This window comes from Streptomyces griseoflavus, from assembly GCF_014649995.1.
In the GTDB taxonomy this organism is placed as follows: Bacteria; Actinomycetota; Actinomycetes; order Streptomycetales; family Streptomycetaceae; genus Streptomyces; species Streptomyces griseoflavus.
Genome location: NZ_BMUC01000014.1, coordinates 1 through 14,024, shown reverse-complemented (window position 1 = coordinate 14,024; position 14,024 = coordinate 1). Strand labels below are relative to the sequence as shown.

12 protein-coding genes and 2 pseudogenes are annotated in these 14,024 nt (G+C 73.4%); 11 read left to right on the top strand and 3 right to left on the bottom strand.

Annotated features, from left to right (window positions below; translation table 11 throughout):
* Positions 1-330 precede the first annotated feature (330 nt).
* The 6 genes and pseudogenes from IE172_RS34800 to thrS all read left to right on the top strand — a co-directional run bounded on the left by IE172_RS34800 (position 331) and on the right by thrS (position 6,451).
* Positions 331-1,272, top strand: a complete 942-nt coding sequence (locus IE172_RS34800; RefSeq protein ID WP_229886389.1) for a C40 family peptidase — start codon at positions 331-333, stop codon at positions 1,270-1,272.
* 1,496 nt (positions 1,273-2,768) lie between these two features.
* Positions 2,769-3,131 (top strand): YciI family protein, encoded by a 363-nt coding sequence (locus IE172_RS25795; protein ID WP_190099705.1) that lies wholly within the window; start codon positions 2,769-2,771, stop codon positions 3,129-3,131.
* Positions 3,128-4,388, top strand: a pseudogene (locus tag IE172_RS25790) (RNA polymerase sigma factor). Before IE172_RS25795 ends, IE172_RS25790 begins: the two are co-directional and overlap by 4 nt.
* 93 nt (positions 4,389-4,481) lie before the next feature.
* Positions 4,482-4,847 carry a hypothetical protein gene (locus IE172_RS25785; RefSeq protein ID WP_190099704.1) on the top strand — a complete coding sequence of 122 codons (366 nt, stop codon included), beginning with the start codon at positions 4,482-4,484 and terminating at the stop codon, positions 4,845-4,847.
* Positions 4,844-5,125, top strand: a complete 282-nt coding sequence (locus IE172_RS25780; RefSeq protein WP_190099703.1) for a hypothetical protein — start codon at positions 4,844-4,846, stop codon at positions 5,123-5,125. Before IE172_RS25785 ends, IE172_RS25780 begins: the two co-directional genes overlap by 4 nt.
* A gap of 99 nt (positions 5,126-5,224) precedes the next feature.
* Complete coding sequence (gene thrS, locus IE172_RS25775) at positions 5,225-6,451, top strand: threonine--tRNA ligase (protein WP_190099844.1); 1,227 nt, start codon at positions 5,225-5,227, stop codon at positions 6,449-6,451.
* A gap of 83 nt (positions 6,452-6,534) precedes the next feature.
* On the opposite strand, the gene IE172_RS25770 is transcribed toward thrS, so the two are convergent.
* On the bottom strand, positions 6,535-7,269 hold the full coding sequence (locus IE172_RS25770; RefSeq protein ID WP_190099702.1) for a hypothetical protein: 735 nt from the start codon (positions 7,267-7,269) through the stop codon (positions 6,535-6,537).
* Between the two features lie 192 nt (positions 7,270-7,461).
* Positions 7,462-7,881: an arsenate reductase ArsC gene (locus IE172_RS25765; protein ID WP_190099701.1), complete on the bottom strand. Its 420-nt coding sequence runs from the start codon at positions 7,879-7,881 to the stop codon at positions 7,462-7,464.
* A gap of 162 nt (positions 7,882-8,043) precedes the next feature.
* On the opposite strand from IE172_RS25765, the gene IE172_RS25760 reads away from it, so the two are divergent.
* Positions 8,044-8,352: an ArsR/SmtB family transcription factor gene (locus IE172_RS25760; protein WP_190099700.1), complete on the top strand. Its 309-nt coding sequence runs from the start codon at positions 8,044-8,046 to the stop codon at positions 8,350-8,352.
* On the top strand, positions 8,349-9,443 hold the full coding sequence (gene arsB, locus IE172_RS25755) for an ACR3 family arsenite efflux transporter (RefSeq protein WP_190099699.1): 1,095 nt from the start codon (positions 8,349-8,351) through the stop codon (positions 9,441-9,443). The genes IE172_RS25760 and arsB overlap by 4 nt, the downstream gene beginning before the upstream one ends.
* Positions 9,444-9,657: 214 nt before the next feature.
* Here arsB and IE172_RS25750 read toward each other — a convergent pair whose 3' ends face one another.
* Complete coding sequence (locus IE172_RS25750) at positions 9,658-10,032, bottom strand: ArsR/SmtB family transcription factor (RefSeq protein WP_190099698.1); 375 nt, start codon at positions 10,030-10,032, stop codon at positions 9,658-9,660.
* 307 nt (positions 10,033-10,339) lie between these two features.
* Between IE172_RS25750 and IE172_RS25745 the strand changes: the two genes are divergently transcribed.
* The 3 genes and pseudogenes from IE172_RS25745 (at position 10,340) to IE172_RS25735 (ending at position 13,916) form a co-directional block, all read left to right on the top strand.
* On the top strand, positions 10,340-11,746 hold the full coding sequence (locus IE172_RS25745) for an NAD(P)-binding domain-containing protein (RefSeq protein WP_190099697.1): 1,407 nt from the start codon (positions 10,340-10,342) through the stop codon (positions 11,744-11,746).
* Positions 11,743-12,302, top strand: a pseudogene (locus IE172_RS25740) (MFS transporter); the annotation flags it as partial. The gene IE172_RS25745 and the pseudogene IE172_RS25740, both read left to right, overlap by 4 nt.
* 249 nt (positions 12,303-12,551) lie before the next feature.
* Positions 12,552-13,916 carry an MBL fold metallo-hydrolase gene (locus IE172_RS25735; RefSeq protein WP_190099696.1) on the top strand — a complete coding sequence of 455 codons (1,365 nt, stop codon included), beginning with the start codon at positions 12,552-12,554 and terminating at the stop codon, positions 13,914-13,916.
* The last annotated feature ends 108 nt before the right edge of the window (positions 13,917-14,024 follow it).

The window sequence follows — 14,024 nt, the reverse complement described above, 5'->3', positions numbered from 1 at the left end:
GCGGGCGTCCTCCGCGGCGGACAACCGCGGGGACGAGGGCGCAGGGCCGTGTCGTCTCCGACCCCGGTCGCCAGAGCCGCTGCCGGCCGGCTGTTAAGAGCCTCCCGGCGCGGTGCCCCGTGGACAACGGTCGGCGGCGGCCCGGACAGTCCGGGTGTGTCCGCCCAGGTCAGCCCGTGTCCGAGCGCCTCCTACGAGGGGGCGGGGCAGCGTCTTGAGGTGTCCTGGTGCGTCTCGGACTGTCCCGGAGGGCAGGAGATCTTGCCGGACGACCACCGGCGGAAAAGGCTCCGTTCCAGCCCTCTCGGGAACCTGCGAACGGAGTGTGAGATGACACCGCAGATACGGCCGGCCCTCCGCCGGGCCGGCAAGGCACTGCGCCCGGCCCGCGGCCGACACGCCCGCCCCTCACGCACCCGGACAGGAGTGCGCAAGGCCGTACGGTTCACGCGGACCGCGCTGGCCCTGGGTGTGACCGGGATCGTCTGCGTGCTCCTCGGCGCGCTCCTCAGCCTGCAGGGGGCCTCCCCCACTGCCGCGCCGCCCGACCGGTCGGTGCTGGTGGAGGAGGCGCCGGAACCGCCGCCGGCACCCGCACGGACCGAGCCCCGTCCCGGACCCGCCGCGCCCACGGCAGTGGTACTGCGGCCCGGCGACACACTCTTCGCGCTGGCCGAGCGTCACGACACCACGGTCGAGGAGCTCCAACGCCTCAACGAGCTGGGCCGGTCGACGCTCATCTACGCCGGTGACACCCTGCGCCTGGCGCCCGGAGCCGCGGCCGCCGGCGGCACGGCCACGAAGCTGTCCGAGCCCGCCCCCGCGAAGCGTCCCGCGTCCGACAGGTCCGGCAAGGAGACGTCCCGCGAGAACCCATCGGGCAAGGAAACATTCCCCGGGAGCCGACGGCCCGCCGCGAAGGGACGCGCCGCCGCAGCGGTCGCCTTCGCCAGGGCGCAGCTCGGAAAGCCCTACATCTGGGGTGCGACCGGCCCGAACGGTTACGACTGCTCCGGCCTGATCATGCAGTCGTGGAAAGCCGCCGGTGTGCGCATCCCGCGGACCACCTGGCAGCAGCTCCACGCCGGCAACGCCACCACCCGCCCGCACCTCGTCCCCGGCGACTTGGTGATCAGCTACGGCGGCGGCCACGTCGCCCTCTACATCGGTGACGGCAAGGTCATCCACGCCCCCCGCTCCGGCAGCACGGTCACCGTCGCGCCGCTGCCGCCGGCCTCACAGGTCCTCGGCTACCGTCACATCGCCGCATAGGACCGGCCCATGACGGTCCGGTCAGACACAGTCGTTGGTGACGTCCCAGCAGGTCTCTTCGGGGAAGGGATCACCGCCCTGGGCGGGTGGGGTCGACGACGGAGGCGGTTCGTAGGGATCGTAGGGAAGCGGTGGTTCGTACGGCGTCGACTCCGGCCGCCGCGAGGTCCGCTGCGGCTCGGGCCTACCGGGCCGGGCCGTGCTCCCGGACGGGGTGGGCGGCGGGGCCTGCCGTGTGGTCGCCGGTGCGGGCCTGTCCTTGCCGGCGGGCTCGGCCGCCGGCCCGGAGGCGGTGCTGTCCGGGGCCTGGCCGGACGTGTTCGACGGGGTGACCGTGACGACGGCAGTCGGACCTGGCGGGGGCGTGCTTGCCGGGGGCGTACGCGGATCACCGGAGCCGTCATCGGGAGCCAGGACGATCCCGGTCACGCCGGCCGACAGGAGCACAGCCAGGACGGCGACGAGAAGCGGACCGCGCCGGCGCGCAAGGCGCCGCCCGGCATCCTCCGTCCCCGCCGACGAGCTGTCCGCTCCCGCCCCTGCGGCGGCCGTTTCCTCCTGCGGCACAGCCGTACCCGCCGCGGCCGTGCCGGTGTCCGCGTCCCTCTCGCCCTCCGCAGGGACCACCGCCGCCGCCCGGTCAGCGGCAGCCGCGGCGGGCTGCGCGGCCTCCGTGCCCTTCCCGCCGGGACGGGACTCCTCGCCTTCCGTCGCCGGTGTGCCGGTACTCGCCCTCCCCGGCTCACCCGGCCCGTCGAGCGAGCCGTCGTGCGGATCCGGGAGCCCCACGCTCCGCGGCTCCGGGCCGGCTGCCGGCAGCCCGCGGGCGGACGGTTCGGCCACGGCCGGAAGCCCGGACGCCTCGACCACGGAAGGACGCCGCTCGGAGTCGACAGCCAGGCGCTTGCGAACACCCACCCACGCCTCGACGGTGCCGCGGTCCCCGCCGCAGGCCCGGACGAAGGCGGCCAGCAGCTCCTCCCGAGGGAGCTCCGCCCGGCTCAACGCACCGGCGAGTGTGGCGCGCGGAAGCACGTCTCCGGCAGCCTCGGCCCGCCGTTCCAACTCGCGGTAACTCACGTGCGCCCACTGCCGTAACTGTCGCATTGCCGCGACGAACTGCGCGGCGTCCGCTGCCTCATGTGGCTGCGGCTGTCCCCCGTCCACCCCTGGCCCCCCGGGATCGATGCCATTCGGAGCTCGAATGTCCGGCAGTCTAGAGCGCCCGCCCGCAGGCAGCCGTAGCAGCACAGACGGTCCCCGGTTCCGGAGCGACCAGCCCCAGGACTACGCCGTCGGCCGGGAGGGCGGGCGGCCGGGTTGTAGGTTGATCACTCGCGTCGCTCCGGTGTTCGGGCTGCTCGACGGCGGCGCGGGAAAAAGATGTCGAAGAAATCCGAAGAACGTCGTCGTCGGATGTCGAGGAGCCGTCTCCCGCTCCGACCGAGGGATGACAGCGCGCCGACGGAGCGCGCGGGAGCGAGGGGACACCCGGGATGAAGTACGTCGCGATGATCTACGGCAACCAGGCCAAGTGGGACTCCTTCCCGGCCGAGGAGTGGCCCGAGGCGATCGCCAAGCAGGAGGCGTTCAACACGAAGTACCGCGAGAGCGGTGAACTCCTCGGCGCCTACGGCCTGGCGGACGCGGCCAACGCCCAGCTCGTGCGCCGCGAGGACGGCGTCCCGGCGGTCACCGACGGCCCGTACCTGGAGACCAAGGAGTACATCGCCAGCTTCTACCTGCTGGACTGCGACAGCCCGGAGCGGGCGCGGGAGATCGCGGCGGACATGCCGTTCGCCGACGTGGAGCCGGTCGAGCTGTGGCCGGTGCTGCACGAGTCCGCGGCGGACGTGTGACCGCCGCGCACCACCCCGCCGAGGACCTGCTGCGCGAGCTGGCGCCGCAGGTCCTCGGCGTGCTCGTACGCCGCTACGGCGCCTTCGACACGTGCGAGGACGCGGTCCAGGAAGCTCTGCTGGCGGCCGCCCTGCAATGGCCCGGGGCCGGCGTCCCGGACAACCCCCGGGGCTGGCTGGTCACCGTCGCCTCCCGCAAGCTGGTCGACCACATCCGCAGCGACAGCGCGCGCCGGCGCCGCGAGGACAGCCTCGCCCTGGCCACCCCGCAGGCCGAACTGCTCGGCCACGCCGCCGACACCGTGCCCGACGCGGACCGGGACGACTCGCTCGCCCTGCTGTTCCTGTGCTGCCACCCCGCGCTGTCGCCGGCCAGCCGGATCGCGCTGACCCTGCGCGGTCGGCGGCCTGACCACCGCGCAGATCGCCGCGGCCTTCCTGGTGCCCGAGGCGACCATGGCTCAGCGCGTCAGCCGGGCCAAGCAGACCGTCAAGGCGTCCGGCATCCCCCTGGCCGTGCCCGAGGGTGCCGATCTCACCGAGCGGCTGGCCGAGGTGCGGCACGTGCTCTACCTGGTCTTCAACGAGGGGTACACCACCACCGGCGGGACCGACGGTGCCGGCCTGACCGCGCCGGAACTGTCCGCCGAAGCGATCCGGCTCACCCGGATGCTGCACCGCCTGGTGCCCGACGACACCGAGACCGCGGGCCTCCTCGCGCTGATGCTGCTCACCGACGCGCGCCGCCCCGCCCGCACCGGCCCCTCCGGCGAGGTGGTGCCGCTGGCGGAACAGGAACGCTCCCGGTGGGACCGCCGTGCCATCGCCGAGGGAGTCGACCTGATCAGCCGCACCCTGCCGCGCGGCCGGGTCGGCCCGTACCAGCTGCAGGCGGCCATCGCGGCCGTGCACGACGAGGCCGAGACCACCGACGCCACCGACTGGCCTCAGATCCTCGCCCTGTACGACATGCTGGAACAGTTCGGGCCGAACCCGATGGTCTCCCTCAACCGCGCGGTCGCCGTCGCCATGGTCCACGGCCCGGCCGCCGGACTCGACCTGATCACCGCGCTGGAGACCGACCACCGCACGGCCCGCCACCACCGCCTCCTCGCCACCCGCGCCCACTTCCTCGAACTCCTCGGCGAGCACGAGGCCGCGGCCGCCTCCTACCGCGAAGCCGCCCGCCGCACCACCAGCGCCCCCGAGCGCCGCCACCTCGGCGCCCGCGCCCACCGCCTGGAGTCCCGCGTGTGACCCGCCGTGACGCCGACAGGCGCGGGCGCCGCCCCGCTTCACGTCATCGACGCACCCGGCGGACTTCGACGGAACGGAGGGATGATGCGGGGCATGGATCCGCAGTACTCCCGCCCGCCCGAGCCGTCCGCCGCCGAGGTGCTGCGTGCCCGGTACGCGGGCCGGCTGCCCGGCCGGCTGGACGAGCTGACCGGGCCGGTGCACGGGCAGGTCGAGCTGCCGCTGCACATCGCCTGGTCCGGGCTGCGCGCGTACGACCTGGACCGGCCGCGTCAGCGGATGAGCCTCTACCGGACCGTCCTGGCCGAGGGGCAACGCCACGACCTCCTCACCCACCTGAACGGCGACCTGCTCGCCGCCCAGTGGCCCGCGCTGCGCACCCTGGTCAGCCGGCCCATCCGCGACGTGTGGGAGGACGCCTTCCCCGAGCTCGCCCGTCAGCCGTCCGCCGCCGCGTGAACCTCACCGACCTGCACCGCCGCCCGCTGTCCGACGTCCTCGCCATCGGCACGCCGTACCCGCTGGTCGTCACCGGCGGGTACGGCGTCCAGGCGCACGGGCTGGTCGACCGGCTCAAGCAGATCACGCGGCTCCGGGCCCGGCCCTGCGGTGGACGGGCGACCTCGGGCGCCGGCTGGGCGGGAATGGCCGTGTGGACGTCGCGGCGTCCTGCTAGCGTCTGCGGCATGAAACGCGCCGCTGTGACGACGACGCCGGAGAGTGTCCCGGCGCGCTGACGGACGACCTGATCCCAAGCCCCGGGGCAAGTGCCCCGGGGCTTCGTCGTGGGCCCGGTCACCTGCCCCGCCGCCAGCGAGGAGACCGCGATGACCACCGTGCACGACCACCGCAGGCTCGGCCGTGAACTGGGCCTGTTCGACACCGACCCCCTGATCGGCGCCGGCCTGCCGTACTGGCTGCCCGACGGCGCGGCCCTCAGGCACACCCTGGAGGAGTACATTCGCGCCGCCGAACGGCGGGCGGGCTACCAGCACGTGTACTCGCCGGTCCTCGGCAAGCGGGAGCTGTACGAGATCTCCGGGCACTGGGAGCACTACAGCGACGACATGTTCCCCCCGATGGAGCTGGGCGGGGAGCAGGTCGTCCTGCGGCCGAGCCTGTGCCCTCATCACGCGGTGATCTACCGCTCCCGCTCCCGGAGCTACCGCGAACTGCCCCTGCGGATGGCGGAACTGGGCGGCATGTACCGCTCCGAACTCTCCGGGGTGCTCGGCGGGCTGACCCGGGTACGGGCCATCCAGCTCAACGACGCGCACATCTTCTGCACCCTGGACCAGGTCGCCGAGGAGGCGCGGGCCGCGCTGGAGATGATCCGCCGGGCGTACCAGGCGCTCGGCATCACCCCCGCTCGTCACCGGCTCTCCCTCCCGGGCCCCGGCGGCAAGTACGTCGCCGCCCCCGAGAAGTGGCGGCGGTCCACCGCCCTGCTGACCGACGTCCTCGACCGCTCGGGCCTGCCCTACGAGGCAGCCGAGGGAGAGGCCGCGTTCTACGGCCCGAAGATCGACGTCCAGGTCGCCGACGGTGCCGGCCGGGAGTCCACCCTGTCCACCGTCCAGGTCGACTTCCACCAGCCCGAGCGGTTCGACCTGCGCTACATCGGAGCGGACGGCGCCGGACACCGCCCGGTGATGGTCCACCGCAGCATCATCGGCAGCGTGGAACGTGCCGTCGCCCATCTCGTCGAACAGCACGGCGGTGCCTTCCCCGCCTGGCTCTCCCCCACCCAGCTGGTCATCCTCCCGGTCTCCGACACCGAACGGCCGGACGCCGCAGCCCTCGCCCGACGCTGCACCCGCCTCGGACTGCGCGCCCGGATCGCGGGACCGGACCGCGGCAGCCTGGGCGCCCGTATCCGGGAGGCCCGCCTGGTCCCCTACCAGGCCGTCATCGGCGCCAGGGAGGCCGCTGACGGTCACGTCGCACTGCGCTTGCGCGACGGACGCCGGCTCGCCCCGCAGCCGGCCGGCGACGCCCTCACCCGCATCAGCGCCCTCGTCGAAGCCCACAGCACCGACTTGTGGGCCGACGTCACCTCGTAGCGAGCACGCGGTCGGGGAGAGGAGTGCCAGGGCACCCCCCGCGGCCGTGGCCCACGGCCGCGGGGAGTCTCTCCGCCCCGGTGTCACGGTCGCATGAGGTCCAGGTCCTCGCCCCAGGCGTCCAGGACCCCGCCGAGCCCGGCCTCTCGGGCCGCCGTCTCGACAAGGGCGAACAGGTGCCGCTGCGGCGCTACGTCGCCTGTCGCAGAGACACGGTCCACGGCGTGGAGCAACGCGCCGGTGTCCCAGCCCGGGAGCGGGAACCGGCCGAGCTCCCACTCCAGGTACTTGTTGTAGGGGCGGGTACGGCGGTCGAGAGCGAAGAGCAGTTCGAGCAGGAACCGCATGCTGTCGGCGGCGTCGAGGCGAGCGGCGAGGGCGTGTCCGTCCCGGTGGTTCTTGACGGAGCGGTAGAGCGAGTTGGCGTAGGCGTCGAGCAGGCCACCGGCGTGTTGGAACGCCTCATCGGCACCCAGGCGTGCCTTGTCGGCGAGAAGCCGGGCGATGTCTCCGTCGAGCCGGTCGAGCACGACCCGGGCACGGGCGAGGGCGTAGCGTTCGTGGCCGGGCATCCCGGCTGCGCGGAACTCGGTGAGGGAGACGATGACGAGGTCCAGCCCGGCGGTGCGGCGGCCCGCGAGCCCGGCGAGCTCGGTGACGGCGCCATCGGCGAGGACCACGTACAGATCGTGGTCGGAGTACCGGGTGATCATGCCGTCGTGGGCTCGGGAGCCTTTGAGGACGAGGCCGACGACGGCCGGGTCCGCGGTGGCGAGTTCGACGAACGCGTCGTAGGTGAGGAACTGCTGAGCGGTCATGGTGGAGATCTCCGCGAGGTGATGACGGGTATGCCTGCCGGGGCGGCCCCTTGCTCGAGGGGCGCCCCGCACCGTCTGCGGCCGCACTTGGCTGCCGCCCGGGAGATCAACGCACATCCGGACCCTACCCCGGCCAGGGACGGGGCGTTCGGGCCCAGTACGCACAGCCGGCCGGAAGCCCAGTGCCGCGGGTCACGCCTTCTGCTGCGCGTCGATCTCGGCGATGAGCGCCTCGATGCGGGTCTTGATCTCGTCGCGGATGGGGCGGACGGCTTCGACGCCCTTGCCGGCGGGGTCTTCCAGGGCCCAGTCGAGGTACTTCCTGCCGGGGAAGACGGGGCAGGCGTCGCCGCAGCCCATGGTGATGACGTAGTCGGACGCCTGGACCGCCTCCGTGGTGAGGATCTTCGGCCGGGCGTCGGCGATGTCGATGCCGACTTCCCTCATGGCCTCGACGGCGGCCGGGTTGACCCGGTCGCCGGGGAGGGAGCCTGCGGAGCGGACCTCCACACGGTCGCCGGCGAGGTGGTGGAGGAATCCGGCGGCCATCTGGGAGCGGCCGGCGTTGTGGACGCAGACGAACAGCACGGAGGCGAGCGGGGTGGAGGACATGCGTTCTTCCTTCACGGGGTGAGTGGCAGGTGGTGCGGGCCCGGCATCCCCGCAGCCCATGGTGATCACGATGTCGGCGGCCTGGAGGGCGGGCATGAGAGACCTTCCGATCAGGTCAGCCCGGACTGGTATCAGCGTCGGCTGATGTGACAGTATCAGCGCATGCTGACGTCAGTCGACACTGACCTGATCCGGGTGCTGGCCGACCCGCTCAGGCTCCAGATCGTGACCCTGCTCGCCCGGGAGACGCTGTGCACCACCCACCTGGTGGAGGAGACCGGGGCCCGGCAGACCAACCTGTCCAACCACCTGAGGGTGCTGCGCGAGGCCGGGGTGGTGGAGACGGAGCCGTGCGGCCGGTACACGTACTACAAGCTGCGCCCCGACGTCCTCGCCTCGCTCGCCGACGGGTTCGCCGAGCTGGCCGAGTCCGCCCGTAACGCCGCCGGGAACAAGAGGGCCTGTCCGTGACCCGCACCGAAGCACCCGCGTCCACCGGCGCGGAAACGTCGGTCGCCGCGAGGATGTCGACCCTCGACCGCTTCCTCGCGGTGTGGATCCTGCTCGCCATGGCCGTGGGCCTCGGCCTGGGCCGCGCCGTCCCCGGGCTGAACGACGCCCTGGCGGAGGTGGAGGCCGGCGGCATCTCCCTGCCCATCGCCGTCGGTCTGCTGATCATGATGTACCCGGTGCTCGCCAAGGTCCGCTACGACCGGCTGGACGCGGTCACCGGCGACCGGAAGCTGATGACCTCCTCGCTGGTCGCCAACTGGCTCGTCGGCCCGGCGGTGATGTTCGCCCTGGCCTGGATCTTCCTGCCGGACCTGCCCGAGTACCGCACCGGTCTGATCATCGTCGGTCTGGCCCGCTGCATCGCCATGGTCATCATCTGGAACGACCTGGCCTGCGGCGACCGCGAGGCCGCGGCCGTGCTCGTCGCGCTGAACTCGGTGTTCCAGGTCCTCGCGTTCGGCCTGCTCGGCTGGTTCTACCTCGACCTGCTGCCCGGCCGGCTGGGCCTGGGCAACGGAGAGCACCTCGACATCTCCCTGTGGGAGATCGCCCTCAACGTCGTCGTCTTCCTGGGCGTCCCGCTGCTGGCCGGCTTCCTCACCCGCCGGATCGGCGAGAAGAGGATGGGCCGCGAGAGCTATGAGCGGAAGTTCCTGCCGAGGATCGGCCCCTGGGGGCTGTACGGCCTGCTCTTCACGATCGTCATCCTCTTCGCCCTGCAGGGCAAGACCATCACCTCGCAGCCGCTGGACGTCGCCCGCATCGCGCTGCCACTGCTCGTCTACTTCGCCACGATGTGGTTCGGCACCTTCGCCCTGGGCAAGGCGATCGGCCTGAATTACGAGCGCACCACCACCCTCGCGTTCACCGCCGCCGGCAACAACTTCGAGCTCGCCATCGCCGTCGCCATCGCCACCTTCGGCGTCACCTCCGGCCAGGCCCTGTCCGGCGTGGTCGGCCCGCTGATCGAGGTTCCGATCCTGGTCGGCCTGATCTACGTGTCCCTGGCCTGGCGCAAGAAGTTCAGCACCGCCCAGCCGGGTTCATGACGGCGACCGCCTCATGGCCGAGGCGGACACGGGCGCCCATGGAGTCCCCGCGGTTCGGTCCCCTGCCCGGCCTCCCGGACCTGACGGTAGCCGTGACCGTGATGAACCCGGCCGCGACGGCACACCGCTCCAGTCCGCACGGGCCGGGCGGAGCCCGGCCGGCCGCCCTCCGCCGCGGCGTCCCCGGGCGTCGCCGAGGGGAGTCCGGATGCGGTCATGCCGCAGCCTGGGCACCCACCAGCAGCCGGCCCATGGCGGCCAGCACGGACGGCTCGACGCGGTAGTACACCCAGGTTCCGCGCCGCTCGGAGGTGAGCAGGCCGGCTTCCTTGAGCTTCTTCAGGTGGTGGGAGACGGTGGGCTGGGAGACGCCGACGTCGGAGATGTCGCACACGCACGCCTCGCCGCCCTCGTGCGAGGCCACGGCGGAGAACAGCCGCAGGCGGACCGGGTCACCGAGCGCCTTGAACATCCGCGCGGCCGTCTCGGCCTCGTCGGCGGTCATCGGGCGCTCGGTCAGCGGCGGGCAGCACGGCACGACGCCCTGGCCGTCGGCTTCGAGCAGCGGCAGCACCTTCGTGTTCGACATGCATCTATGTTGACATATGTCGAACCAGCGGGGGAAGGCTCGTCACCGCCGCGCGAGACGGGCGGCCAGGCGCCGGGCCATCCGCTCCGCGTCCCGGCCCACGACAGGCTGCGCTGCCACTCCAGCCCGACGAACGCCGACCCGGGCACCCCGACGCGGCCCGGGCCGCCGACGACGGCCACGTCACTGTGCTCCATCAGCGAGTACCCCTGAATTCGATGAATGTCTATGTTGACGCTCATCAATACAGGTGCCATGCTGGGCCGCGCAAGCCATCGACAGACGTCGAAACACGCGAGGAGTCGCCGTGAACGCGCCCGCCACCACCGAACTGCCCGTCGTCGTCATCGGGGCCGGCCCCGTCGGTCTGGCCGCCGCCGCCCACCTGATCGACCAGGGCGTCGAACCCCTGGTCCTGGAAGCCGGCCAGGCAGCCGGTGCCGCGGTACGCGAGTGGTCGCACGTGCGCCTGTTCTCCACCTGGGGCGAGGTCATCGACCCGGCCGCCGAGAAGCTCCTCGCCCCCACCGGCTGGACCCGGCCCGACCCGGCCGCCTACCCCTCCGGCGGCGACTGGGCCGAGTCCTACCTGCGGCCGCTCGCCGACGTCCTCGGCGACCGCGTCCGCCTGGACACCACCGTCACCGGTGTCTCGCGCACCGGCCGCGACCGCATCGTGGACGCCGGCCGCGAGCAGCAGCCGTTCGTCGTGCACGTCGCCCACGCCGACGGCCGTGAGGAGCGTCTCTTCGCCCGCGCCGTCATCGACGCCTCCGGCACCTGGGCCACGCCGTCCCCGGCCGGCGGCAGCGGACTCGCGGCCCTGGGAGAGCGCGCGGCCGCCGACCGCATCACCTACCGCGTCCCGGACCTCAGGGACCCGGCCGTCCGCGCCCGGTTCGCGGGCAGGCGCACCGCCGTGATCGGCTCCGGCGCCTCCGCCTTCACCGCTCTCGCCTACCTCGCCGACCTCGCCGAGTCCGACGACGGCTCGGGCACGAAGGGCGTGTGGATCCTGCGCCGCGGCATCTCGGGCTCCACCTTCGGCGGCGGCACCGCCGACCAGCTACCCGCCCGCGGCGCCCTGGGCCTCGCGGCGAAGGCCGCCGTCGACGAGGGCCACGCCGACGCGGTCACCGGCTTCCGCACCGAGGCGATCGAGCGCGACACCGACGGCCGCCTGGTCCTGGCCGGCGAGGACGGCCGCCGCCTTGACCCGGTCGACGAGGTGATCGTCCTGACCGGCTTCCGCCCCGACCTGTCCTTCCTCGGCGAACTGCGCCTCGGCCTGGACGAGCGCCTCCAGGCGCCCGTGGCCCTGGCACCGCTGATCGACCCCAACCAGCACTCCTGCGGCACCGTCTACCCGCACGGCCACCGCGAGCTCTCCCACCCCGAACAGGGCGTGTACCTGGTCGGCATGAAGGCCTACGGCCGCGCTCCGACCTTCCTCGCGATGACCGGCTACGAGCAGGTCCGCTCCGTCGCCGCCGCGATCGCCGGCGACCTCGCCTCCGCCGACCGCGTCGAACTCACCCTGCCCGAGACCGGAGTCTGCGGCGGAGCCGGCCTCTTCGACGCCCCCGACACCCAGCAGGCCGGCGACGGCGGCGGCTGTTGCGCGCCCGCACCCCGGCTCGTCCAGCTCGGCGCGCCCGCCGCGGCCGGGGCAGCCACCGACCAGGCGCCGGCGGGCGGCTGCTGCGGCTCGTGACCGACCTGCACACCCGTGGCAGTGGGGCCGCGACCGGAACAGGGGACCGGTCGCGGCCCCGCGCCGCCCTTCCCGCCCTCTGCGCCACGCAGATCGTGAGCTGGGGCGTCGTCCACTACGCCTTCCCCGTCCTCAACCCGCAGATCACCGCGGCGACCGGCTGACCGGCCGGGGCGACCACCGCGGCGTTCTCCCCCGGCCTCGTCGTCTCCGCCCTCGCCGGAATCCGCGTCGGCCGCATCCTCGACCGGCGCGGCCCGCGCACCGTCATGACCGCCGGCTCGTCGATCGGCACAGTCGGCCTGCTGACAGTTGGCGCGGCTCCGACACGTGCGCGCCCTGACCGTCGTCACGCTCGCCGGCGGCCTGGCCTCCCCCGTCTTCGCACCCCTGACCGCGGCCCTGACCGACCACCTGTCCTGGCGCCACACCTACCGCCGTGCCGGCCGCCGTCCCCGCTCACGCCCCGGCCCTGCGCGCACCCTGGCCCGACGCCCCGACGAGCCGCGCCCCTGCGGGCGCAGGCGCCGCCGAGGTTGCGCGCAGCCGTCCGTTCCAGCCGCCCGCCGGCACCCCGGCCGGCCACCTCGCCGGCGCCGCGCTCGCCCGCTGAGAACCATGGATCCGGACCCTCCCGAGTAGTGCGGAACGGCCGATTCCCCCATACCCCGCCGGGTACCCGACGGACGCCGGGCGACGTCGTGAGCGGGGTGCCGTCATCCCGGGCGGAATACCCCCCTAGGTATAGCTGTTAAAGTGGGCAAAGATACCCCCGGGGGTACATCGCTCGAGAGGAGTCGTAGTCGTGTTCTTCGTTGACACCCTGGAATTCGAGGGCCTGGGCAACCGCAGCTACCTGGCCGGCGGTCCCAGCGCCGCGGTGGTCGTCGACCCGCCGCGCGACATCGACCAGGTGATCGCCGCCGCCGCCAGGCGCGGGGTGCGCATCGCGTACGTGGCGGAGACCCACGTGCACAACGACTACATCACCGGCGGCCTGGAGCTGGCCCGCGTCACCGGCGCCCAGTACCTGGTGCCGGCAGGGGCGCACGTGTCCTTCGCCCGCACAGCGGTCGCCGACGGCGACACCGCGGGCGTGGACACGGGTCTGGTACTGCGCGCGATCGCGACCCCCGGGCACACCCCGCACCACACCTCCTACGTCCTGGAGGAGGACGGGCGCGGGGTCGCGGCGTTCACCGGCGGGTCGCTGCTGATCGGCACGGTGGGCCGCCCCGACCTGGTGGAGCCGCGGCTGACCGAGCAGCTGGCCCGGGCCCAGCACGCCTCCGCCCACCGCCTGGTAGCCGAACTGGACGACGAGGTGCCGGTGCTGCCCACCCACGGGTTCGGCAGCTTCTGCTCCTCCTCGCAGGCCGAGGGGGACGCGACCACGATCGGCAAGGAACGCACCAGCAACGACGCGCTCACCCTGGACGTGGACACCTTCGTCGCGCAGATGCTCGCCGGGCTGGAGGACGTGCCCGCCTACTACGCGCACATGGGCCCGGCCAACGCCGCGGGCCCCGCGCCGGTCGACCTCACCCCGCCCCGGCGAGCGGACGGCGAGGAGATCGCCTCCCGGCTGGCCGCGGGCGAGTGGGTGGTGGACCTGCGCAGCCGCATGGCCTTCGCCGACGGGCACGTGGCCGGGTCGTTCAACTTCGAGGGCGACGGCAAGCTCGCCACTTACCTGGCCTGGCTGATCCCGTGGGGCAAGCCTGTCACCCTGCTCGCCGACACTCCGGAGCAGATCACCGACGCGCAGCGGGAGCTGGCCCGGGTGGGCATCGACCGCCCGGCCGCCGCCGCCACCGGTGATCCGGCCGGCTGGATCCGCGCCGGTGAGCAGCTCGCCTCCTTCCCCCGCGCCCGCTTCGCCGACCTCGCCGACGTCCGTGAGCGCGGCGACGACCTCGTCGTCCTGGACGTGCGCCGGGACTCGGAGCGCGCGGGCGGCTTCATCGAGGGCTCGGTCCACATCCCGATCCACGAACTGCACGGCCGTATCGGCGAGGTGCCGGACGGGACGGTGTGGGTGCACTGCGCGGGCGGGATGCGCGCGGCGATCGCCGCCTCCCTGCTCGATGCCGCCGGACGGGACGTGGTCGCCGTCGACGACGGCTTCGACGCCGCGACGGATGCCGGGCTGTCCCTGGCCTCCGGCTGATCTCGGCCGTTCCTCCTCTCCCCTCCCCCCGCCCCCCGTTATCTTTTTCGCGGTCCTGCAAGAGGGCCGCTGGCCTCCGGGCCCGGCATGACTGTTGCCCCCTGTCGA

Coding starts and splice junctions, on each gene's coding strand:
- IE172_RS25770 (WP_190099702.1), bottom strand. CDS start 7,269: ATGACCGCTCAGCAGTTCCTCACCTACGACGCGTTCGTCGAACTCGCC.
- IE172_RS25765 (WP_190099701.1), bottom strand. CDS start 7,881: ATGTCCTCCACCCCGCTCGCCTCCGTGCTGTTCGTCTGCGTCCACAAC.
- IE172_RS25795 (WP_190099705.1), top strand. CDS start 2,769: ATGAAGTACGTCGCGATGATCTACGGCAACCAGGCCAAGTGGGACTCC.
- IE172_RS25785 (WP_190099704.1), top strand. CDS start 4,482: ATGGATCCGCAGTACTCCCGCCCGCCCGAGCCGTCCGCCGCCGAGGTG.
- IE172_RS25760 (WP_190099700.1), top strand. CDS start 8,044: ATGCTGACGTCAGTCGACACTGACCTGATCCGGGTGCTGGCCGACCCG.
- IE172_RS34800 (WP_229886389.1), top strand. CDS start 331: ATGACACCGCAGATACGGCCGGCCCTCCGCCGGGCCGGCAAGGCACTG.
- IE172_RS25750 (WP_190099698.1), bottom strand. CDS start 10,032: ATGTCGAACACGAAGGTGCTGCCGCTGCTCGAAGCCGACGGCCAGGGC.